At 70.9% G+C, this 21,587-nt stretch carries 18 protein-coding genes; 8 read left to right on the forward strand and 10 right to left on the reverse strand.

Going from position 1 to position 21,587, the window contains the following annotated elements; all coding sequences use genetic code 11:
- Positions 1-23 precede the first annotated feature (23 nt).
- The 6 genes from ABZ562_RS11910 (at position 24) to ABZ562_RS11935 (ending at position 9,266) form a co-directional block, all read left to right on the forward strand.
- Positions 24-1,625, forward strand: coding sequence for a penicillin-binding transpeptidase domain-containing protein (locus tag ABZ562_RS11910; protein ID WP_361476831.1), 1,602 nt, complete (start codon positions 24-26; stop codon positions 1,623-1,625).
- Positions 1,626-1,762: 137 nt separating this feature from the next.
- Positions 1,763-3,013 carry an ROK family transcriptional regulator gene (locus tag ABZ562_RS11915; protein WP_361476833.1) on the forward strand — a complete coding sequence of 417 codons (1,251 nt, stop codon included), beginning with the start codon at positions 1,763-1,765 and terminating at the stop codon, positions 3,011-3,013.
- A 190-nt stretch (positions 3,014-3,203) separates the two neighbouring features.
- Positions 3,204-4,460, forward strand: coding sequence for a sugar ABC transporter substrate-binding protein (locus ABZ562_RS11920; RefSeq protein WP_361476835.1), 1,257 nt, complete (start codon positions 3,204-3,206; stop codon positions 4,458-4,460).
- 21 nt (positions 4,461-4,481) lie between these two features.
- The gene (locus ABZ562_RS11925; protein ID WP_361476837.1) at positions 4,482-5,465 is read left to right on the forward strand and encodes a sugar ABC transporter permease; all 984 of its coding nucleotides are present in this window, start codon (positions 4,482-4,484) and stop codon (positions 5,463-5,465) included.
- Between the two features lie 23 nt (positions 5,466-5,488).
- Entirely contained in the window at positions 5,489-6,334 is an 846-nt protein-coding gene (locus tag ABZ562_RS11930) for a carbohydrate ABC transporter permease (RefSeq protein WP_361476889.1), read from the forward strand.
- 13 nt (positions 6,335-6,347) lie between these two features.
- Entirely contained in the window at positions 6,348-9,266 is a 2,919-nt protein-coding gene (locus tag ABZ562_RS11935; RefSeq protein ID WP_361476839.1) for a glycoside hydrolase family 2 TIM barrel-domain containing protein, read from the forward strand.
- A gap of 15 nt (positions 9,267-9,281) precedes the next feature.
- On the opposite strand, the gene ABZ562_RS11940 is transcribed toward ABZ562_RS11935, so the two are convergent.
- The 4 genes from ABZ562_RS11940 to ABZ562_RS11955 form a co-directional block, all read right to left on the reverse strand.
- Entirely contained in the window at positions 9,282-10,052 is a 771-nt protein-coding gene (locus tag ABZ562_RS11940; RefSeq protein ID WP_361476841.1) for an amino acid ABC transporter ATP-binding protein, read from the reverse strand.
- Positions 10,052-10,702 carry an amino acid ABC transporter permease gene (locus ABZ562_RS11945; RefSeq protein ID WP_361476843.1) on the reverse strand — a complete coding sequence of 217 codons (651 nt, stop codon included), beginning with the start codon at positions 10,700-10,702 and terminating at the stop codon, positions 10,052-10,054. The genes ABZ562_RS11940 and ABZ562_RS11945 overlap by 1 nt, the downstream gene beginning before the upstream one ends.
- The gene (locus ABZ562_RS11950; RefSeq protein WP_361476845.1) at positions 10,702-11,442 is read right to left on the reverse strand and encodes an amino acid ABC transporter permease; all 741 of its coding nucleotides are present in this window, start codon (positions 11,440-11,442) and stop codon (positions 10,702-10,704) included. Before ABZ562_RS11950 ends, ABZ562_RS11945 begins: the two co-directional genes overlap by 1 nt.
- An 82-nt stretch (positions 11,443-11,524) precedes the next feature.
- Positions 11,525-12,364, reverse strand: a complete 840-nt coding sequence (locus ABZ562_RS11955; protein ID WP_361476847.1) for a transporter substrate-binding domain-containing protein — start codon at positions 12,362-12,364, stop codon at positions 11,525-11,527.
- Positions 12,365-12,580: 216 nt separating this feature from the next.
- Here ABZ562_RS11955 and ABZ562_RS11960 point away from each other — a divergent pair, with 216 nt between their 5' ends.
- Positions 12,581-13,429 (forward strand): IclR family transcriptional regulator, encoded by an 849-nt coding sequence (locus ABZ562_RS11960; RefSeq protein ID WP_361476849.1) that lies wholly within the window; start codon positions 12,581-12,583, stop codon positions 13,427-13,429.
- Between the two features lie 46 nt (positions 13,430-13,475).
- Positions 13,476-14,267, forward strand: a complete 792-nt coding sequence (locus tag ABZ562_RS11965; protein WP_361476851.1) for a maleylpyruvate isomerase family mycothiol-dependent enzyme — start codon at positions 13,476-13,478, stop codon at positions 14,265-14,267.
- On the opposite strand, the gene ABZ562_RS11970 is transcribed toward ABZ562_RS11965, so the two are convergent.
- The 6 genes from ABZ562_RS11970 to ABZ562_RS11995 all read right to left on the reverse strand — a co-directional run bounded on the left by ABZ562_RS11970 (position 14,254) and on the right by ABZ562_RS11995 (position 21,461).
- Complete coding sequence (locus ABZ562_RS11970; RefSeq protein ID WP_361476853.1) at positions 14,254-16,179, reverse strand: DUF2264 domain-containing protein; 1,926 nt, start codon at positions 16,177-16,179, stop codon at positions 14,254-14,256. The genes ABZ562_RS11965 and ABZ562_RS11970 overlap by 14 nt on opposite strands.
- The gene (locus tag ABZ562_RS11975; RefSeq protein ID WP_361476855.1) at positions 16,176-17,225 is read right to left on the reverse strand and encodes a rhamnogalacturonan acetylesterase; all 1,050 of its coding nucleotides are present in this window, start codon (positions 17,223-17,225) and stop codon (positions 16,176-16,178) included. The genes ABZ562_RS11970 and ABZ562_RS11975 overlap by 4 nt, the downstream gene beginning before the upstream one ends.
- Positions 17,226-17,380: 155 nt before the next feature.
- Complete coding sequence (locus tag ABZ562_RS11980) at positions 17,381-17,836, reverse strand: peroxiredoxin (protein WP_361476857.1); 456 nt, start codon at positions 17,834-17,836, stop codon at positions 17,381-17,383.
- 74 nt (positions 17,837-17,910) lie between these two features.
- A complete protein-coding gene (locus ABZ562_RS11985) occupies positions 17,911-19,107 on the reverse strand; it encodes a Gfo/Idh/MocA family oxidoreductase (protein WP_361476859.1) in 1,197 nt (398 codons plus the stop codon).
- A 14-nt stretch (positions 19,108-19,121) separates the two neighbouring features.
- Complete coding sequence (locus ABZ562_RS11990; RefSeq protein WP_361476861.1) at positions 19,122-20,504, reverse strand: sugar ABC transporter substrate-binding protein; 1,383 nt, start codon at positions 20,502-20,504, stop codon at positions 19,122-19,124.
- Between the two features lie 9 nt (positions 20,505-20,513).
- Positions 20,514-21,461 carry a carbohydrate ABC transporter permease gene (locus tag ABZ562_RS11995; protein ID WP_361476863.1) on the reverse strand — a complete coding sequence of 316 codons (948 nt, stop codon included), beginning with the start codon at positions 21,459-21,461 and terminating at the stop codon, positions 20,514-20,516.
- Positions 21,462-21,587 lie beyond the last annotated feature (126 nt).

Genomic DNA, 21,587 nt, shown 5'->3' on the forward strand with positions numbered 1-21,587 from the left:
CACACCTGGGGGCAGGCGACGCCATGCGTACAGCGGGGAGAGTCGTACTCGGTACGGCGTTAGCGGGGTTCATCGGAGTTGCGGGGATCGGGGGGTACAACCTCTACATGGGGGTGACCGGCGGCAGTGAGCCGTCGGTTCCGGACGGCGCCGTGACGCCGGCCGAAGTCAAGGAGACCGCGCGGGACTTCCTGGCCGCGTGGGCGGACCAGAACGACCTGCGGGCCGCCGCCTTCACCAACGACGCGCAGAGCGCGGGTGCCGCGTTGAGCGGCTATCGCGAGGACGGCCGGGTGGAGAAGCTGACGCTCACGGCGGGCGAAGCGCACAGCAGCACGGTGCCGTTCCGGGTCACGGCGCAGATCGCCTTCGGGAAGACGCGTTCGACGTGGACGTACGACTCCCAGCTCACCGTCGTGCGGGGCCGGACCACGGGGAGGCCCTTGGTGGACTGGAAACCGGCGGTCCTCCATCCCCGGCTGACAGCTGGTGAAACGTTACAGACGGGCATGGCGGACCATCAGCCGGTCCGATTGCTGGACCGGAGCGGCACGGAGCTGAAGCAGGGCCGCTATCCGTCCCTCGATCCGGTGCTGAACGCGCTGCGGGAGCGATACGGCGACAAGGCCGGTGGCGCGGCCCGGGTCGAGGTGACGGCGGTCAAGGCCGACGGGACGGCCGGGACGACGCTGCATGTGGTGACGAAGGGCAAGCGGGGGAGCCTGCGCACGACGCTGGATCAGACGGTGCAGCGGCGCGCGGAGTCGGCCGTGAGCCGGCGGAGCGGGGCGTCCGTGGTGGCGCTCAGGCCCAGCACCGGGGAGATCCTCGCGGTGGCCAACTCGGACAAGGCCGAGTTCAACGCCGCGTTACAGGGACAGACGGCGCCCGGGTCGACGTTCAAGATCATCACTGCCGCCACGCTGCTGGAGTCGGGCAAGGTGACGCCCGCCCAGCCGGTTCCGTGTCCGAAGACGGCGGCGTACGCGCAGGGCATGACGTTCCACAACGTCGAGGAGAGCGAGAATCCGGGCGCCACCTTCGCGCAGGACTTCGCAGCCTCCTGCAACACCGCGTTCGTCTCGCTCGCGGGCTCCATACCCGACGGCGGGATGGCCGAGGAGGCGCGGGCGGTGTTCGGGATCGGGCTGGACTGGCGGGTGGGCGTGACCACGTTCGACGGCTCGGTGCCGACGGAGGGCGGGGACGGCAAGGCCGCGGCGGTCATCGGGCAGGGCACGGTGCAGATGAACCCGCTGACCATGGCGTCGGTGGCGGCCACCGTCCGGACGGGCGCCTTCAAGCAGCCGGTGCTGGTGGCGCCGTCGGTGGACAACCGGAGGCTGGCCACCAGCGAGCGCGGGCTGACCCCGGCGGCCGTGGCGCAACTGAAGGGCATGATGCGGCTCACGGCGACGAGCGGCACCGCGGCGCGGGCGATGGCGGGCCTCGGCGGCGACATCGGCGCCAAGACCGGCTCGGCCGAGATCGACGGACAGGCGACGACCAACGCCTGGTTCACGGCCTACCGGGACGACATGGCCGCTGCGGCCGTGGTCACGGCGGGCGGGCACGGCGGTGACGCGGCCGGGCCCGTCGTGCGGCAGGTGCTCGAATCCCCCTGAGGGCTGTCGTCCTCGCTTCTGCCCCCGCTTGCGTCTGACGCTTCGTACAAGGGTTGTGCGAAGGGGTTGTCCATGGTCAGGCGCACGCTCTAGCCTGGCGCGGCATCAGCCGGGAGAGCCACAGAGGGGATTTTGGCGTGAAGCGCACGTCCCGCGACATACGCACCGCCAACCGCTACGGGGTACTGCGCCACATCGTCGCCGAATCCCCGGTGTCCCGGCAGGAGGTGGCCGCGGCGACCGGGCTGAGCCTGGCCACGGTCGCCAATCTCGTCGGCGAGCTGCTGGAACTGGGCATGCTGATCGAGGTCGGTTACGAGGACTCCGACGGCGGCCGACCGCGCGGGCTGGTCGCCGTCAACTCCTCCGGGGGCGCGCTGATCGGGGTGGACGTCGCGGAGACGTACATCCACGTCGAGCTGTTCGACCTCGGCCTGACCGTCCTCGCCCGCGCCGACGAGGAGTTGCGCCCGGAACGCCCGGCGGAGAACGACCCGGCCAAGGTGGTGGCGCACATCGCCGCCGCCGTGGCGTCCGTGGTCGGGCAGGCGGGGATCGCGCCCGAGGGGGTGCTGGGGGCCGGGGTCAGCATGCCGGGCCAGGTGGACCGGGAGGGCGGGGTGTCGGTCTTCGCGCCCAACTGGGACTGGCACGACGTACCGCTGCTGCGGATGCTGGCCGATCACATCCCGTACCCCCTGTACCTGGACAACCCCTTGCGCGCGTGCACCGTGGCCGAGCAGTGGTTCGGCGCGGCGCGCGGGCGGGGTGACGCGGTGGTGGTGAACCTCGGTACGGGCGTGGGCGCCGGGCTCGCGCTCGGCGGGACGCTGCACCGCGGGGTCAGCAACAGCGCGGGCGAGTGGGGGCACACCACCCTCATCCTGGACGGGCGGCAGTGCCACTGCGGCAACCGGGGCTGTGTGGAGACGTACGTCGGCGCGCCCGGCATCATGCGGAACCTGCGCGAGCTGAGCCCGGACAGTCCGCTGCTGCGCCCCGGCGACCAGACGGCGACCATCGAGGCCCTGGGGCGCGGGCTGGCGGACGGGGACCCGGTGGCCGTCCAGGTGGTCCGCGACACGGCCCGCTATCTCGGGGCGGGCCTCGCCGATCTGATCAATCTGCTCAACCCGGAAGTGATCGTGCTCAGCAGCTGGGTCGCGGCCGCGCTGGGTGAGGGACTGCTGGCCGAGGTGCGCGAGGCAGTGGCCGGGCGCGCGCTGCGCCGTCCGCTGTCGAACACCGAGATCGTGCTGTGCCCGATCCCGTCGAACCCGGTGAGCCTCGGCGCCGCGACCTTCGTGCTGGAGGGGTCGCTGGCGTCCGTGGGGCTGAAGCAGCGCCGCACGGCGGTCGCGAGGACCCGCGGCGGCGTTCCTTCCTGACGGCGGCGGGACGTGGGAGCGTTCCCACACCCCGCTGTCGTTCGAACGCTCGAACCGCCCCGGAACTCCCCCCGGGCACTTCGTCCAACCCCTTGCCGAAGTCTTCGTCTATGGCTAACGTCCCGCTGCACCAACGCACTTGGCCGTGAACCGTGATCGTGATCCGAGACAAGGACGCCAGATGTCGGCAATGAACAGAGCCAGGGACGCCAGGGACTGGGACCGCCGCAGCGTGCTGCGCGCCGTCGGCGGGGTGGCCGCCCTGGGCGGGCTCGCCGCCTGTGGTTCGAACACCGGCCGCGCCGGCGGCGACGGCAAGTCGATCAAGCAGATGTACCACGCCTACGGGGAGCCGGGCACCCAGCAGGCCGCCAAGAAGTTCGCCGACGCCTACGACAAGGCGAAGGTCACCATCGAATGGGTGCCGGGCGAGTACGAGTCCAAGCTGGCGACCTCCCTGCTGGGTTCGGGCCGCCCGGACGTCTTCGAGTACCACCCCGATCTGCAGTTGGTGCGCTCGAAGCAGATCGTCCCGCTCGACGACGTCATCGCCGACGTCAAGGACGACTTCCTGCCGCAGGACCTCACGGCGAATTCCGTGGACGGAAAGATCTACGGCATCCGCATGATCGACGACCCGCAGTTCTTCTTCTACCGCAAGTCCCTCTTCGAGGACGCCGGGGTCAAGCCGCCCACCACGTTCGACGAACTGATCGACATCGCGCACAAACTGACCAAGGGGAAGGTCAAGGGCCTGTACATCGGCCAGAACCTGAAGACCATCAGCAAGCCGCTCGTCTGGTCCAACGGCACGCACTACCTCACCGAGGACCACAAGATCGCGTACCACACCGATGAGCTGGAGCAGACCCTCACCAAGGCGCGGGAGCTGTACAAGAGCAAGTCGCTGCTGCTGGGCGCCCCGACCGAGACCTGGGACCCGACCAGCTTCGTCCAGGGGCTGTGCGCGATCCAGTGGTGCGGGATATGGGCGATACCGGCGATCCAGAAGGCGTTCGGCGACGACTTCGGGATCTTCCCCTTCCCCAAGTCCGGCGGCAAGGGCCGCCCGGTGGTCTACAACGGCGGCTGGTCCACCTACGTATCGGCCAAGGCCAAGGACGTCGACGGGGCCAAGGAATTCGTCAAGTGGCTGTGGATCGAGCAGAAGAAGTACCAGCAGGAATGGGCCCTGGACTACGGGTTCCACATTCCCGCGCGCAAGAGCATCGCCGCCGGGGCGGACAAGCTCAAGAGCGGGGTCGCGGCCGAGGCGGTCGAGCTGTTCAACAGCCACGGCGTCTTCGACGACCCGTACTGGACCGAGGGCATGTTCAACATCGTGCTCGACGCGGTGGTCAACTCGGTGCGGGACAGCAAGAACCCCGCCGCCGAACTCGACAAGGCCGACAAGAAGATCGAGCGCGAGCTGAAGAAGCTCGGCTAGGCCGGCGGGTCCGGAACTGACATGGCGACCACCACCCCCACCCAGAGCGCAGCCCCCGGCCGCGCGCCCCGCAAAGCGGCCCCCGCCGGGCGACGGCCGCGCGGACTCGGCGGCAGCCGCGGCCGCACCCTCAACTTCTGGCTGTTCACCGGCCCGTTCCTCATCGGGCTGATCATCTTCGTCTATGTACCGATCGGCTGGAGCCTCTGGCTCAGCCTGTACAACGCGAAGGGCACCGTCGCTCCCACCGAGTTCGTCGGCCTCGGCAACTACGCCGACATGCTCAGCGACGGCGACTTCGTGGACAGCCTGATCAACTTCACGATCTTCGCCGCGATCATCGTCCCGATCACCTACGCGCTCTCCCTCGCCCTCGCGCTGCTGGTGCACCGCATCCGCTTCATGAAGGCGTTCTTCCGCTCGGTGTTCTTCCTGCCGACCGCGTGCAGCTTCGTCGTGGCCTCGCTGGTCTGGAAGATGTCGATGTTCAGCGGGCTGCGCTACGGCATGGTCAACACCGTCTTGAGCTGGTTCGGCGTCGACTCCGTCGCCTGGCTCGCCTCGCCCCATCCGCCCTGGTACTGGCTGGTGATCTGCACCGCCCGGCTGTGGCTCCAGTGCGGGTTCTACATGATCCTCTTCCTGGCCGCGCTGCAGAACATCCCGCGCGAGCTGTACGAGGCGGCGGCCGTGGACGGCGCCAAGTCCGGCTGGCAGACGTTCCGCCACATCACCCTGCCGCAGCTGCGCGCCACCTCGGTCGCGGTCGTCCTGCTGCTGCTCATCGCGGCCTACCAGGCGTTCGACGAGTTCTACAACATCCTCGACGAGGGCCGCGCCACCTGGGGCAGGCCGCCGCTGGTCGAGCTGTACCTCCAGGCGCTCGGCGCCAACCAGGACTACGGGCACGCCAGCGCGGGCGCCCTCATCCTCGCCCTGCTGATCGCCATGGTCACCCTGGCCCAGGGCAAGTTCCTCGGCTTCGGAAGGGGTGACGACAGGTGACCGTCACGGCGCCCAGGCCCGCCATGGTCAAGAAGCGCACCGCGCGCTCCGTCATGAGCAGCACCGGGCTGTACGTCGCGCTCGGCGTCGCGACGCTGCTCTTCCTCGTCCCCTTCTATCTGATCATCCGCAATGCCCTGTCCACCGACCCGGACATCACCGGCGAGGACTGGACGTTCTTCCCCACCGACCTGCGGTGGGGGAACGTCAAGGAGCTGTTCGACGACCCGTCCGTGCCGTTCGCCCAGGCGCTGTGGAACTCCACCGTGGTGGCCGTGCTGCACACCCTGGGGACCCTGCTGGTGTGCTCATTGGCCGGATACGGCCTGGCCCGCATCCCGTACAAGCACGCCAACAAGGTGCTGTACACGGTCCTGTTCACCCTCATGGTCCCGGCGGCGGTGACCTTCGTGCCGAGCTATGTGCTGGTGTCGTCCCTGGGCTGGGTCTCCTCGCTGCGCGGCCTGATCATCCCGGGCCTGTTCAGCGGCTTCACCGCGTTCCTCTTCCGCCAGTACTTCCTGGGGTTCCCCAAGGAGCTGGAGGAGGCGGCCCGGGTCGACGGGCTGGGCTACTGGGGCGCGTACTGGCGCATCGTCGTGCCCAATTCGCTCAACTTCTTCGCGGCGATCTCGGTCATCACGTTCATCAGTGGCTGGAACGCCTTCCTGTGGCCCCTGGTGATCGGCCAGGATCAGAGCTCGTGGACCGTGCAGGTCGCGCTGTCCTCGTACATGACCGCACAGACGATCAACATCCACCTGATCTTCATGGCAACCGCCGTATCGATCCTGCCACTTGTGCTCGTCTTCGTGTTCCTGCAGCGCTGGCTCGTGCAGGGTGTGGCACAGACCGGTATCAAGGGCTGACCGAGGAGAGTCGATGAGCTCGCGCGCGCACACACCGCCGCTTCCCTACTACGAGGACGTCTCCCCCGGCACCGGATGCCTGCCGCCGCGCGCCTGGGCCCCCGGCTCCGACGCCGCCCGGCTGAGCCTCGGCGGCACCTGGGCGTTCCGGCTGTCGCCGACCGCGGGCACCGAGGACGACTCCTTCGCCCGCCCGGGCTACGACGCCTCCGGCTGGGGCGAGATCCCGGTGCCCGCGCACTGGGTGCTGCACGGTCACGGCGCGCCGATCTACACCAATGTGAACTACCCGTTCCCGGTGGACCCGCCCAGGGTGCCCACGGAGAACCCGACCGGTGACCATCTGCGCGTCTTCGACCTGCCCGGCGACTGGCCGGACGGCGGGGACGCGGTGCTGCGTTTCGAGGGCGTGGAGTCCTGCGCCCGGGTCTGGCTCAACGGGGAGGAGCTGGGCACGTTCAAGGGCAGCCGGCTGCCGCACGAGTTCGCGGTCGGGAGGCTGCTGAAGCCGTCGGGGAACGTGCTGGCGGTGCGCGTGCACCAGTGGTCCTCCGGCAGCTATCTGGAGGACCAGGACCAGTGGTGGCTGCCGGGGATCTTCCGCGAGGTGACGCTGGAGCACCGCCCGGCGGAGGCCGTGACCGACTTCTTCGTGCACGCCTCGTACGACCACCTCAGCGGCGCGGGCACGCTGCGGGTCGACGCGGAGCCGGGCGGCGGCCGGGTCACCGTGCCCGAGCTGGGGCTCGACCTGGCCACCGGGGAGAGCGCCACCGTGGCCGTCGAGCCGTGGACGGCGGAGACGCCGCGGCTGTACGAGGGCACGCTGACCACCGCGGGCGAGACCGTCTCCTTCCGGATCGGTTTCCGTACGGTCGTGGTCGAGGACGGCGTGTTCAAGGTCAACGGCCGGAGGGTGCTGTTCCGGGGCGTCAACCGGCATGAGTTCCACCCGGAGACGGGCCGCGCGTTGGACCTGGCGACCATGCGCCGCGATCTGGAGCTGATGAAGCGGCACAACATCAACGCCGTGCGCACCAGCCACTATCCGCCGCACCCCGCCTTCCTCGACCTGTGCGACGAGCTGGGGCTGTGGGTCATCGACGAATGCGACCTGGAGACCCATGGCTTCGTCGACCTGGACTGGCGGAACAACCCGGTCGACGACGACCGCTGGACCCCCGCGCTGATCGACCGGGCGGCCCGGATGGTCGAGCGCGACAAGAACCACCCGTCGATCGTGATGTGGTCGCTCGGCAACGAGTGCGGCACCGGGCGGGGGCTGTCCGCGATGGCCAACTGGATCCGGGAGCGCGATGCGTCCCGGGTGATCCACTACGAGGGCGATCTGTCCTGCGCCGACACCGGGATCTACTCCCGGATGTACGCGCCTCACGAGGAGGTCGCGCAGATCGGCACGCGGACGGAGGCGCCGTGGGGCGACGCGGCGCTGGACGCGCGGCGCCGGGCCCTGCCGTTCATCCAGTGCGAGTACGCGCACGCCATGGGCAACGGGCCGGGCGGACTGAGTGAGTACCAGCGGCTGTTCGAGACGCATGAGCGGCTGCAGGGCGGGTTCGTGTGGGAGTGGATCGACCACGGCTTCGCCCGGTACACGCCGAACGGCACGCGCTATTACGCGTACGGCGGGGACTTCGGCGAGGAGCTGCACGACGGCAACTTCGTCTGCGACGGGCTCCTCTTCCCCGATCGCACCCCGTCCCCGGGGCTGGCCGAGTACAAGAAGGTCATCGAGCCGGTGCGGATCGAGGGCGACGGGTCTTCGGGGACGGTCCGGATCACCAACGGCCACGACTTCACCGACCTGTCCCACCTCGCCTTCACCTGGACCTACGAGGCCGAGGGCGTGACGGTCGGCTCCGGTGGGCTGACGGTGCCGCCGCTGGCCCCCGGCGAGTCCGCCGACCTCAAGCTGCCCGCGCCCGAGGCCACCGCGGCGGGCGAGGAGACCCGCTGGACGGTCGAGGCGCGGCTCGCCGCGGCGACGGCGTGGGGCGAGGCGGGGCACCTGGTGGCCTGGGCCCAGCTGCCCGGTGTGGCCGCCGCCCCCGCCGCCACGGCGGAGGCGCTGGCGCCGCGCCGCGACGGGGACCGGATCACCCTCGGCCCGGGCACCTTCGACGCCGCCACCGGCGCCCTGATCGAACTCGGCGGGCTCACGCTCACCGGCCCCCGGCTCGACATCTGGCGGGCCCCCACCGACAACGACAACGGCGCGTACTGGCAGCCCGACGAGCGCTACGGGCTGATCTGGCGGAAGCTGGGTCTGCACCGGCTGCAGCACCGGGTCGACACGGTGGACCTCGCGGACCGGGCGCTGACCGTCCGTGTCCGGGTCGCCCCCGCGGCGACCGACATCGGGCTGACGGCGGTCTACCGGTGGACGGCGGAGGGCGACCGGCTGCGGCTGGCCGTGTCCGTCACCCCGCTCGGCACGTGGACCTGCCCGCTGCCCCGGCTGGGCGTACGGCTCGGGGTGCCGGCCGAGCTGGACGCCGCGGAGTGGTTCGGCGGCGGCCCCGGCGAGGCGTACCCGGACACCCGGGCCGCCTCCCGGCTGGGGCGCTGGGCCCTGCCGGTGGACGAGCTGCAGACGCCGTACGTGCGGCCGCAGGAGAACGGGGCGCGAGCCGATGTGCGCTGGGCGCGGCTGACCGGCCCGGACGGCACGGGCCTGCGCGTCGAGGGCCACCCGCCGTTCTGGTTCACGGCCCGCCGCTGGACCTCGGAGCAGCTGGACGCGGCCGAGCACACCCCCGACCTGGTCGCCTCGCCCGACACGGTGTGGGTCAACCTCGACCACGGCCAGCAGGGCCTCGGCAGCCAGTCCTGCGGGCCGGGGGTGCTGGAGCCGTACCGGCTGCACGCGGCCCCGGCGGAGTTCTCGTTCACCTTCTCCCCGCTGGGCTGAGCGGGCCGGCCGGGGTCAGGTCTCCAGCACCCGGTGCAGGAACTGCTGGGTACGGGCCTCGGCCGGGTTGCCGAAGACGCGCTCGGGCGTGCCCTGTTCGAGGACGACACCGCCGTCCATGAAGACCACCCGGTCGGCGGTGTCCCGGGCGAACCGCATCTCGTGGGTGACGACCACCATGGTCATGCCCTCGTCGGCCAGGGACCGCATGACGCCGGTGACCTCGCCGACCAGCTCCGGGTCGAGGGCTGAGGTGGGTTCGTCGAAGAACATGACGGCGGGGTCCATGGCGAGCGCGCGGGCGATGGCCACGCGCTGCTGCTGGCCGCCGGACAGCTGGGCCGGGTAGGCGTCCGCCTTGTCGGCGAGCCCGACCCGGGCCAGCACCTCCCGGCCCCGCTCCTCGGCCTCCTTGCGGCCGGTCTTCCGTACCTTCAGCAGCGCGAGGGTCACATTGCCCAGCGCGGTGCGGTGCGGGAACAGGTTGAACTGCTGGAAGACCATGCCGACGTGGCCCAAGATCTCGGGGGCGCGCCTGCAGTCGTGCAGCGGGACTCCGTTGACCCAGACCTCTCCGCTGTCGGCGCGCTCCAGGTCGCACATGATGCGCAGCAGGGTGCTCTTGCCGGAGCCGCTGGCTCCGATGAGCACCACGACCTCGCCGGCGCCGACCTCGATGTCGACGCCCTTGAGGACCTCCAGGTCGCCGAAGCGCTTGTGCACGCCGGACAGGGCGACCTGGGCGGTGGTGGCGGGGGTCCGCTCCATGGGGGACTTGGTGATCATCAGGCGGTCACGGCCTTTCTCTCCATGCGCCGGACGACGACCGACAGCGGGGAACAGATGACGAAGTACAGGACGGCGATGGCCAGGTACGTCACGCCCGGGTGGCCGTCCCGGTCGACGATGGCCTGGCCCTCGCGGAGGAGTTCCGCGTAGCCGATGACGACGGCGATCGAGGTGTCCTTGACGAGCGAGAGGTACTGGCCCACCAGCGGGGGCAGCACGATGGCCCGGGTCTGCGGGAGGATGACCGACCCGAAGGTCTGGGCGCGGGTCAGGCCCAGGACCCGCGCCGCCTCCCACTGGCCGCGCGGTACGGCCTCGATGCCGGAGCGGAAGATCTCCGCGACGTAGGCGCCCTGGAAGAGGGTGAGCGCGAGGAGGGCGGCGCCGAAGACGGAGATGTCGCCGATGTTGAGATAGGCGGCGCCGAAGTAGATGAAGAGCATCTGGACCAGCAGCGGGGTGCCCCGGAAGACCTCCAGGTAGCAGCGGGCGAGCTGGGCCAGGACGGGGATCCGGCTGGTGCGGACGGCCGCGACGAGCAGGCCGAGCACGGTGCAGGCGGCGATGGCCGCGGCGGACAGCTCGACGGTGGCCCACAGCCCGGAGCCGTACAGGTCCTTGTTGGACCACAGGACCGACCAGTCCATCACGCCTCCTTGCGGACCAGGACGAGGCGGCGGGCCGCGCTCCGCAGACCGGCCAGGACCGACTGGCGGGTGCGGATCGGGCGCAGGGGCGGTTTGAAGGCCGCGCGGCCGATCAGCTCCGCCACCAGCACGACCGCGTTGGTGAGCACCAGGTAGAGCACGGCGGCGATGCCGAAGACCTGGATGGTGAGCAGATTGCGGGAGTTGATCACCATGGCGGTCCCGGTGAGTTCGGGGACGGAGATGGCCGAGAGCAGGGACGAGCCCAGGATGATCTGGACGAGCTGGTTGACCACGGCCGGGTAGACGTTGCGCAGCGCCTGCGGGAGGACGACATGCAGATGAGTCCGGAAGGGGCTGAGGGCCAGCACGCGGGAGGCCTCCCGCTGGCCGCCGGGGACGGCCTGGATGCCGGCCCGGAAGATCTCGGTGAGGTACGCGCCGACGTTGAGGCCGAGGGCCGCGATGCCCGCCTGGACGGGGCTGAGGCGCAGCCCGGCCGAGGGCAGGGCGAAGTAGGCGACGAACATCTGGAGCAGCACCGGGGTGTTGCGGATGACCTCGACGTACGCGGCGGCCGGGGCGCGGACGAGGGCGTGCCGCGACCGGCGGGCGGAGGCGCCCAGCAGCCCGAGGGCGCAGGCGAGGACGAAGGCGGCGAGGGACAGTTTCAGGGTCAGCCAGGCCGCGGCGAGGTAGGTGGGCCAGTCCTGGAGGGCGTAGGTCCAGTCGGCGAACATGGGGTTCCTCCACGGGAGCGGCGGCGGGGGTGCCGCCGCCCGGCAGGGCTCAGTAGGACGGCCGCCGCCGGGCAGGGCTTTTTCAGTAGGACGGGTTGAGGGGATAGACGGGCTTGACGCCGAACCACTTCTTGTACAGCGCCGCGTTCTGGCCGGAGGTGTTGAACTCCCGCAGCCAGGTGTTGATCCACTGCAACCAGTCGGGGTCGCCCTGGCCCACGCCGATCGCGTTGTACTCCAGCGGTACGACGGAGACCTTGGTGACCTTGAGGGAGGGGTCGGACTTGGCCTGGTAGTTGAGGAAGTTGGAGTCCTCGACCATGGCGTCGGCCTGGCCCTGCTTGACCGCGAGCACGGCGGCGGCCGAGGTGTCGTACTCCTGGATCTGTGCCTTCGGGTTGCCGTCCTTCACGGCGGCCCCGTTGGTGGAGCCCTTGGTGACCGCCACCTTCTTGCCCGAGAGGTCCTTCAGGCTCGCGATGTGACTGGACTTCTTCACCATCAGCACCTCACCGGCGACGATGTACGGATCGCTGAAGGCGACCTGCTTCGCGCGCTCGGCGGTGGTGGTGAAGTTGCAGATCACGGCGTCCACCTTGTGCGTGCGCAGATTGGGGATGCGGTTGGCGGAGGTGGTGTCGACGATCTTCGCCTTGACGCCCAGTGCCGTGGCCATGGCCTTGGCGACATCGACGTCGAAGCCCTGGGGCTTGTTGGCCTTGTCCGTCGACCCGAAGGGCGGGAACGTCAGACAGCTGGCCACCCGCAGGGTGCCGCTGCGGGTCACCTTCTGCAGGGTGGAGTTCTGCGCCTGGGCGGCCGGGCTCTGGCTGGAGGAGCAGGCGGCGAGGAGGGAGGTGGCGGCGAGCGCGCTCACGGAGATCGCGGCCAGTCTTCGGGCATGAGGGCGTCGTCGTCCCATGGCGGGATTCCCTTCGGGGTCGGCAAGAGCGGGAGAGATCATCGAGGCCGCGATCGCCGATGACCGTCGAGCCCGGGGGATTCTGCATTGCAGAATCGAATTCCGTAATTGGTGCGCACAAGCTAGCCGAGCCGGTCAAGGCCGTCAATGGCTGATTTCAAATTGCGGCATTCAGTGCTGCTATGCAAAATCCACCAGGTCGGCTACCTTCCCGGCATGACTTCTCGGCCGGGCACCCCGCACAGCGGCCAGGACGACCGGCCCGCCGGGCCCGGACCTGGCCGCAACACCTCGTCCTCGCTGCGCCGGGCGCTGTCCATCGTGATGTTCCTGGCCGAGGACCGCGGACATCCGCGCGGCCTGACGCTCACCGATCTGGCCGAGGGCCTGGCCTTGAGCAAGAGCACCATCCTGCGGCTGCTGGCACCGCTGCGGGAGGTGCGCCTGGTGGACCAGGACGCCGAAAGCGGGCGCTATAGGCTGGGGCCGCAGAACGCCTTCCTCGGCCAAGTCTATTTGGAGCGGCTGGACTTCAGGGAAACGGCCGCCCCGCATTTGCACGAACTCGTCGAAGGCATAGGGGAAACGGTCCACTTGGTGGTCTTCGATCCACCGGAGATCGTTTACATCGACAAGGTCGAAAGTCCCCAGCCGGTGCGCATGCATTCACGCATCGGCAGCCGTCAGCCCGCGTACTGCACCGCCGTCGGCAAGGCGTTTCTCGCCTACGCCTCGGACGCCGTGGTGGACCAGGTGATCGCGCGGGGCATGCCGCCCCGCACCCCGTCCACCATCACCACCGCCGAGCGGCTGCGCGCCGAACTCGCCGCCGTGCGGGAGCGGGGGTACGCGATCGACGACGTGGAGAACGAGGAGGAGATCCGCTGCGTCGCGGCGCCGGTCTTCGACCACAACGGGGCGGTCGCCACCGCGATCAGCGTCTCCGGGCCCGCCTCCCGCGTCACCCGGGAGCGCGTCGCCGAGATCGGGGAGAGCCTCCTCGCCTCCGTGAAGGCCCTGTCCGAACGCCTCGGGGGGACGCTGCCGCCCGCCCCCGCCGCATAGCCGCTGATCGCGGGCCGTTGTCAGTGGTGACCTCTACCGTGATGTCATGACTCTTCTGAGCTATGAACGGCTGTGTTCCGAGATCGTCGCGCAGACCCGGCTGCTGACCTCCTCGATCGAGGGCGCCGATCTGACGGTGCCGGTGCCGTCCTGCCCCGGCTGGAACGTGGGCCAGCTGCTGCGGCACCTCGGCGGCGGCCAGCGCTGGGCCGCGGACATGGTGCGGGCGCGGGCCACCGAGGCGCTGTCCGACGACCACTTCCGCGATCTGTCCCCGTACGCCGACGAGGACCCGGCCGTGGTCGGGCCGTGGCTCACCGAGGGCGCGGCGGAGCTGGCGGAGGCGCTGCGGGAGGCCGGGCCGGACGCACGGATGTGGACGCCGGTGCCCGGGGGGAACGCGGCGTTCTTCGCCCGCCGGTTCGTCCATGAGACGGCTCTGCACCGGGCCGACGCGATCCTCGCCCTCGGCGCGGAGTTCACGCTTCAGCAGGAGGTGGCGCTCGACGCCCTGGACGAGTGGATGGAGCTGGGCTCGCTGCCGTTCCACTTCGAGGTCCACCCCTGGATGCGCGAGCTGCTCGGCCCCGGCCGCACCCTCCACTTCCACGCCACCGACACCGCGCCGGAGGCGCACGCGGAGTGGGTGGTCGACCTCACCGGGGAGGTCATCGCCTGGCGCCGGGCGCACGAGAAGGCGGCCGTCGCGGTGCGGGGGCCGCTGACCGAGCTGCTGCTGCTCGTCTACAAGCGGCGCCCCGCGCACGGCGGGGCCGTCGAGGTCCTCGGCGACGCGAAGCTGCTCGACTTCTGGCTGGAGCGGGTCAGCTTCGGCTGACCGGCGCCGGGATCGAGGGGTCGACCCGTACCGCGTCCGCCGACAGATGGGCGCGGTAGGCGGCGCCGTCCCACCAGGTGACCCGGACCTCGTAGCCGCCGTCGGCGGGCGCCACGTCCACGCGGGCCAGCGTCCCCAGCGCGGGCGGGTCCGGTTCGGCCGTCAGCCGGGCCAGGCAGACGAACAGATCACCGGCCGCGCCGCCGGTGGTCTCGCCGGTGAGGGCGGGGGCCACGGCCCGGCCGGTGAAGGCCGTGGCGGCGGCGGGCAGCGGGTCGGCCGTCAGCAGGCCGTGCAGCGGCAGGAGTTCGGAGCGCAGGCCCCTCTCCGGGACCGCCCAGCCGGTCTGGCGTACGGCGTGGCCCGGGGCCGCGCCCGCCACCAGGTGGACGCGGACCTCCGCCGCGCCGTGCGCCAGCACCAGGCCGGTGATCCGGACCTCATCCGGCCGCTCCTCCCCCACCACCCGGGCGCGATGGCGGGAGGCGGCCCAGCCCTCGCCCGTGCCCAGGGGCTCCAGCCGGGTCCGCAGGGAGGCGCGGTCGCCGTTCAGCAGGCCGAAGTGGTTGTCGGGCGCGGCGCCGTACGGGACGGGGCCGGTGGCCGTGGAGTAGGCGAGCCGGGCGTAGTACGGGTCGTCCTGGTCGGGGTCGCCGGGCGGCGGCAGGTGTTCGCTGCCGTGGTTGTGGAGGCGTACCAGGCCGTCGGCGGCGGTGGACTGGAGCAGCCAGTTCGGGCCGTTGATCGCGCGCGTGCCGTCGTGGCCCGCGGTGGCGGGGCCCGGCTCCTCGCGCGCCGTCCACACGGCGTGGTCCTCCGGGAGCAGCAGCCCGAGGAAGCCCTTGGCGGCCCAGTAGGGGGACGCGGGGCCGGAGTATGGCTGGGCCAGGGCCTCGTACCGGCCGTGCCAGCCGGGTGACAGCAGCCCGTTGCCGGAGGCCGCGCCCCGGTCGAGGAAGTAGCCCAGGGCGCCGGAGGCGAGACGGCGGGTGGTGCCGGGGGTGAGCGGGGTGTGCCCGGTGAGGGCGCCCAGCCACAGCGGCGCGGCGGCCGCGAACCGGTAGATGAGCGAGCGGCCCTGGTGGAGCGGGGCGCCGTCGCCGCCGAAGAGGTGGGCGTAGTCGGCGAGATGGGCGGCCAGCCGCTGCCCATAGCGGGCGAGCCGCTCGGTGTCGCCGGACAGCCATGCCTCCAGGGCCGGATAGAGGTGCAGGGCCCAGCCGTTGTAGTAGTCGAAGGCGCGGTTCGCGCCGTCGCTGTACCAGCCGTCGCCGGTGTACCAGGGCTCGATGCGCGCAAGTCCCCGGGATACGGCGGCGCGGGCGGCCTCCGGTTCCACGTCCGCCTCGGCGAGGAAGCCGCCGACGGCCACCGGGAACAGCTCCCAGTTGGTGGGCACGGGGGTGGCGGTGAGCGCGTCCGTGAGCCAGGCGCCCACGCGCCGGCGCACGCCGTCGTCCAGCCGGTCCCACAGCCAGGGGCGGGTGATCCGCAGCCCGAGCGCGATCGAGGCGGATTCGACCAGCGGCTGGCTGCGGTCGGCGATCCGGGGCCAGTCCTCGGGGCCGTCGCCGCCGGGCCGCCGGGTGCCGGTGGCGAACCCGTCCGCGTACCGCTCCAGCAGGCCGTGCGGGTCGGCACCGCGCGCCCCCGCGACGCGGAACGCGGCCAGCAGGAAGGTGCGGGCGAACCCTTCGAGCCCGTCGGAGCGGACGCCCGACCAGCTCGGCCGGAGGCCCGGCAGCTGGTAGAGGGCCCGGCCGGGAGTGGCGTACGGGGCGACGGCGGCGAGCAGCCCGTCGGCGGCTGCCTCCCAGTGGGCCCGGGTCCAGCCGGTGTACGGGCTGGTGGCGCGGTCCTCGGCGGGCAGTGGGAAGGGGTGGGGCCCGAGGGTCCCCTGAGGGTGCGTCACCGGATCACCCCGCCGGGAACGAGGGCTTGCGCGCGCAGCTCGCCGAGCACGAGCCGGGCGAATTCGGTGGCGCCGTGGGCGGAGGTGTGGGTGTTGTCCCGGGCCTCATCGGTGAGGTACAGCGCCTTGGAGCCCTCGGGGCCGAGCCGTTCCACCAGCTGCCGGGTGAGGGCGGTGAGGTCGATGAGGGGGACGCGCTGCTCGGCGGCGAGGGCGCGCATCTCGTCGGGCAGGTTCACGCCGAGGCCGTTGATGTGCAGCGCGGTGGCGTTGTCGAGGGTGCCGTCGTCATTGAACCAGCGGCGCACGATGGGCGTGACGAGGACGGGCTCGCCGCCGCGTGCCCGTACCCCGTCGAGCAGCGCGGTGAGGTGGGCGCGGTAGTCGGCGGCGGTGGTCTGCTTGTCGTTGTGGGCGAACTGGATCAGGACGGTGTCGCCCTTGCGGATCAGTGGCCGCATGGTGGGGAAGAGCCGGGGGTCGGCGAGGAAGGAGCCGGAACTCTCGCCGGAGTCGGCGTAGTTGGCGACCGCGAGACCGCCGCGGAAGAACTGCGGGAGCTGCTGCCCCCAGCCCGTGTACGGGGCGGCGATCTGGTCGCAGACGGTCGAGTCCCCGGCGAGGAAGAGTTGTGTCCGGCGGCTCGCGGTGACCCGCAGACCGGCGAGGCGGGGCGCGTCGCCGCCGAAGGAGAGGTCGAGCCCGGGGGATCCGCTCGGCCCGGTCGGCTCTCCTTCCGGCTCGCGCACATTGACGGTGAAGGTCCTCGTCAGCCGCTGCCGGGCGGCGGTCGGCGTCGCGGGCAGCAGCGTGCGCCGCGACTCGGCGGTCACGGTGGTGCTGCCGGGGTCGGCGCCGCCGAGGACGGCCGTGACGTCGTACGTCCCCGGGGCGACATCGACGTGGCAGGTGATGGGGGCGGTGCCGGTGCAGTTCCGGAGGGCGTGGCCGGGGTGGTGTCCGGGGGTATCGGCCCACGCCGGGGCGCCGGGCAGCAGGGCGAGGCAGGCGGTGGCGGCCAGTAGTGCGGTACCGGCGCGTCTCATGTCGGGCTCCTCGGCTCGGCGCGTGCGGCGTGGGCGGGGCGTAGGGTCGGGCGGCCCGACCCTACGCCGCTCGGCAAGCGCTTGCTAGAGATCTCACCAAGGTTTGCCGGGCGGCGCGAGGCACCGTCCGTGCAAGTGTTTTCGAGCCTGGCTCGCTACGCCGCCCGGCGCCGGAGCGCGTCGAGCGCCCGGTCCGCGTGCACCCCCATCCGGAACTCGCTCTTGACGACCTCCAGCACCCGGCGGTCGGTGTCGATCACGAAGGTGACCCGCTTGGTCGGTACGGCCGCGATACCGCGCTTCACCCCGAACCGCTCCCGTACCGTCCCTTCCGGATCCGACAGCAGCGGATAGCCGAAGGAGTAGGCGCGGGCGAACTCCGCCTGCTTCTCGACCGCGTCGGCGCTGATGCCGACCGGTTCGGCGCCCAGCTCCCTGAACTCCGCCGCGATGTCGCGGAAGTGGCAGGCCTGCTTCGTGCAGCCGGGCGTGAAGGCCGCCGGATAGAAGAACAGCACCACCGGGCCGTTGGCGAGCAGCCCGCTCAGGGTGCGGGTGGTGCCGCTCTCGTCCGGAAGTTCGAAGTCCTCGACCACATCACCGATGTCCATGAGGATCAAGCTATACGGCCGGACCGCCGGAGGGTGGGCGGTCCCCCCGGACGGTCCGGCTGACCGTGACCCGGTTACGCGGGGGCGTCCCCGAAGTCCGGTATCTCCAGTCGGGCGCCGCCCTGGAGCGCGGAGCGGTGGGCGACGATGCCCGGCAGGGTGTAGCGGGCCGCGACCCACGCGTTGACCGTGGGCAGGGTGCGGTTGGTGACGGCAGTGACGAAGTCGTGGACGAGGAAGTGGTGGCTGCCCTCGTGCCCGTTGGGCAGCTCGGCGAACTCCTTCGGCAACCGCGACCGGTCGTGCACGGGAGCGCTGCCCGAGGTGAAGGCGTCCCGCAGCGCGGGGGCGACCTCGGCGAGCGACGGATCGTCGGCGGACAGGGTCGGCGCGGGCTGGAGGTACGCGGAGACGTCCTGCACGCCCTTCTTGTCCTGCCAGAAGCTGACGGTGGCGAGCTGCTCGAGACTGCCCTCGGTGCCGAAGAAGCGGAACCGCGACTCGCGGATGTGGGAGGGGTAACCCACCCGCCGGAACTCGTTGATGCGGAACGACCCGCCCCCGGCGGCCTCGAAGAGCGCGGTCGCATTGGAGAAGTCGTTGTCGAACTGGCTGACCTCCTTGTCGAAGACGCCGTCCCCCCGCTCGTCCCGGACGCCGATCGCGGACACGCTCACCGCGTGCGTCTGCCACGCGCCCAGCACCCCGCCGACCGAGTGGGTGGGGTAGAGCAGCGGCGGATAGCTCGCGGTGGACTTCCAGTGCTCGCCGCCGCTGTACTGGTACGCCTCGTAGAAGCCGAGGTCCATGTCGTGGACGTAGTCGCCCTCGGCGTAGAAGAGCCGCCCGAAGCCGCCCTCGGCGATCTTCTGCCGGGCGTAGACGGTGGCCGGGTTGTACTGGCTGGTCTCGCCCATCATGTACGTCAGCCCGGTCTCCTTGACGGCCTCGACGATGGCGGCGATCTCCTCCTCGCTGACGGCCATCGGCACGGCGGAGTAGACGTGCTTCCCGGCGCGCAGGGCCCGGACGACGAGGGGGCCGTGGGTCCAGCGCTGGGTGAACAGCGCGACGGCGTCCACGTCGGATTCCAGCATGGCCTCGAACGTGGGGTGGGTCCCGGCCAGCCCGTACTGGGAGACCAGCCGGTCCGCGCGCTCGGGCAGCAGATCGGTGACGGTGACGTCCCCGACGCCCGGGTGGGCCTGGAAGAGCTTGGCGAACTGGCCGGCGAACTGCCCGGCGCCGACGATGCCAAGGGTGAACGGCATGGAGTGCCCTTTCATCAGGAGTGGTCGTCCTGGTCGAAGAGGAAGTTGATCTGCTCGTTGGTGCGGTCGAGCACGCCGGAGACGGACGCCCCGTTGGCGTAGATGTCCTGAATCGCCGGGCTCATCAGGGCGTCGATGTCGGCGGCGTAGTCGGTGACGGGGAAGGGGAAGGTGGTGCGGTCGGCGACCGGCTTGGTGAAGGCGGTGGTATCGATGCCTTCCTTCTTGTACGCGGCGACGGCCGCTGCCGTGCCCGCCTTGGTCGCGGGGAAGACGACGCGGTGCTCACCGACCGTCTTCTGGCACGCGCTCGAGGCGAGATAGGCCACCCACTTCTGGGCGCCCTCCTTGTTCTTCGCGTGTTTGCTGATGGAGTCGGCGAGGCCGTTCATCATGGTGGCGCGGTGGCCGGACGGACCGACAGGGGTCAGGGCGGTGCCGACGTCGATGCCCTTCAGCCCGGCGAACGTGGAGATCATCCAGGAGCCGTGCATCGCGATGGCGGCCCTGCCCGAACCCAGCTGTACCTCGGGGCCGTTGGACTCGGAGAAGTCCGTGAACGGTGCGAGGTATCCCTTCTTCGCGAGCCCGAAATACCAGCGGATGGCGTTCTTGAAGACGGGCTGGTCGTAGTTGTAGTGATCGCCCCACTGCCGCTTGTTGGTGTAGTGCCAGCCGGCCGAGCCGGTGAAGGGGCTCCACTGGGTCTGGCCGTCGGCATGGCCCGCGTCATTCGTGGCCAGGCCATAGGTGCGTACGTGGTGCTTGTCGAACCCCGGCTCGTCGCCCCGGACCCCGTTCCGGTCGACGGTGAGATGGGCGATGGTCTTCTCGAAGGTGCCGCCGTCCCGGGGATTCCAGGCGAGCGAGTTGAGATCCTGGGCGGAGACCCCGGCGGCCTTGGTCATCTTCTTGTTGTAGAAGAGGGCGACGGTGTCCCAGTCCTTCGGGGCGCCGTAGCGGTGGCCGTCCCGGCCGATCCACGAGGCGCCGAGGCCGGGCTGGTAGTCGGCGTTCTTGATGCCCTTGGTGGCGGGCAGTTCGTCGAGCGGGGCGAGCACGCCGAGGTCGGCGAACTGGGCGAACTTCGAGACGTGGTCGGTGAAGACGTCGGGCGCGGTGTCCGCGATGAACGCGGCCGTGAGCTTGGTCCAGTAGTCGTCCCAGCCCACCTGGGTGATCTTGACATCGAGCCCGGGGTTCTTCTTCTCGAAGTCCCTGGCGCAGCCCTGGTAGGCGGGCAGCTGATTGGCGTCCCAGAGCCAGTAGCTGACGGTCCGCTGCGCGGAGACCGATGTGGAGCCCTGGGGCGCGCAGCCCGCCGCGAGGGTGAGCGCGGCGGCTCCGCCGAGCGCGACGGCGCCGCGGAGGGCGCGGAGGTTTCGTGCCGTTGCCATCGCTGCCTCCTACTTGATTCCGGTGAAGCCGACGGAGTTGACGATGCGCCGGGCGAAGGCGGCGAACAGCAGGAGCATCGGAAGCGCGGCGACCAGCGTCGCCGACATCAGCCCGGCCCAGTCCATCCCGGTCTGCGGCGACTGGGCGCGGAAGACGCTCAGCGCGACGGTGAGCACCCGGGAGCTGTCGCTGTACGACACCATGAGGGGCCAGAAGTAGTCGTTCCAGGACGTCATGTAGGTGAGGACGGCGAGGGTGGCGATGGGCGCGCCTGCCATGGGCAGGATGACCCGGAAGAAGACCCGCACCTTCCCCGCCCCGTCCAGCAGCGCGGCCTCCTCGATCTCCGCGGGGATGTTCATGAAGAACTGACGGAGGAAGAAGACGGCGAACGGTGTCATGAACATCGTGGGCAGCGCGATGCCCAGCAGGCTGTCGACCAGGCCGAGCTGCTTGATGAGGACGAAGTTCGGCAGCAGGGTGAAGACGGCGGGCACCATGAGCCCGGCGAGCACCAGCCCGAACACGGTGTCCCGGCCGCGCCATCGCAGGCGGGCGAAGGCGTAGGCGGCCATGGCGGAGAACAGGACCTGGCAGCCGGTGACCAGGGTGGAGACGAACAGCGAGTTGAGCAGGTAGCGCCAGAAGTCGAGGCTGCCGCCCGAGCCGCCCTGGGCGAGGGCGTCCTTGGTGCTCTGGAGGCCGAAGACCCGGGCGAAGCCGCCCAGGTTGATGTCGACCGGCAGCAGGGAGGAGGGGTGGGCGGCGAGCGCGGGGTTGGAGGACAGCGCGGTGCGCAGGATCCAGTAGAAGGGGAAGAGCGTGACCACCATGATCCCGCCCATGAGGACCCAGGCGATGACCCGGCCGGGCGAGGGCCTGCGCCGCACCCGGAGCACGGGCCGGGTGGTGGCCGGGCTGGGGGCACCGAGTTTCGTGGATGTCGCCAATGCCATGACGGGCTCCCTGAGGGCTTAGGGGGTGTCGTGTGGATCAGGCCGGATCAGCGAGCGGCGTCTGGTGCGGTGCATCGCAACCCGCGTGAGGAGAGCGCAGCGGCGCTGCGTGCGACGAGCGCGGGG

Source organism: Streptomyces sp. NPDC019937 (genome assembly GCF_040631655.1).
Lineage (GTDB): Bacteria > Actinomycetota > Actinomycetes > Streptomycetales > Streptomycetaceae > Streptomyces.